This is a genomic window from Vibrio sp. M250220, from assembly GCF_036533795.1.
Taxonomy (GTDB): domain Bacteria; phylum Pseudomonadota; class Gammaproteobacteria; order Enterobacterales; family Vibrionaceae; genus Vibrio.
In genome coordinates this window covers 1-593 of record NZ_JATABI010000189.1, presented here as the reverse complement: position 1 = coordinate 593, position 593 = coordinate 1, and the positions used below count along the sequence as shown (strand labels likewise).

1 tRNA gene, 1 rRNA gene and 1 pseudogene are annotated in these 593 nt (G+C 43.3%); 1 reads left to right on the top strand and 2 read right to left on the bottom strand.

The features are described from left to right. Positions 1–187 (top strand): annotated as a pseudogene (locus QTN94_RS20350) (IS630 family transposase); the annotation flags it as partial. Positions 188–287: 100 nt separating this feature from the next. Here QTN94_RS20350 and QTN94_RS20345 read toward each other — a convergent pair. Next, positions 288–378 (bottom strand) — tRNA-Ser (locus QTN94_RS20345). A gap of 73 nt (positions 379–451) precedes the next feature. After that, positions 452–568, bottom strand: a 5S ribosomal RNA gene (gene rrf / locus QTN94_RS20340). Positions 569–593 lie beyond the last annotated feature (25 nt).

The following is a 593-nucleotide window of genomic DNA, read 5'->3' as shown; positions in this document are numbered from 1 at the left end:
TTCACCAGAGCTAAATCCAATTGAACAAGTATGGAGTTGGCTGCGACAACACTATTTAGCCAACCAAAGTTTTACGAACTATAACGATGTTGTCGAGAAGGTATGTAGAGCATGGAATGGCTTCTTGGAAAGCGCAGATAGGGTGCAAACGATGTGCAAAAGGGAGTGGATTAACCTGACCAGTTAATTTTCCAGATTGGTATTAATTTTCCAGATTGGTATGAGAATTGATTTTATTGTTGGGTAAAACGAAAAAGCCCGCTGCGTATGCAGCGGGCTTTTCAATGTGGCGGAGAGATAGGGATTTGAACCCTAGATACGCTATTAACGTATGCCGGTTTTCAAGACCGGTGCTTTCAACCACTCAGCCATCTCTCCACAAATTGTCATCGCTAGATTAGTACACTAGAGATGTTGTTACATGCTCATTATGCAGGTAACGATATTTAAAGCCTGGCGATGTCCTACTCTCACATGGGGAAACCCCACACTACCATCGGCGCTAATTCGTTTCACTTCTGAGTTCGGAATGGAAATCAGGTGGGTCCAAATCGCTATGGTCGCCAAGCAAATTCTTTAATCTGGAAAGCTGT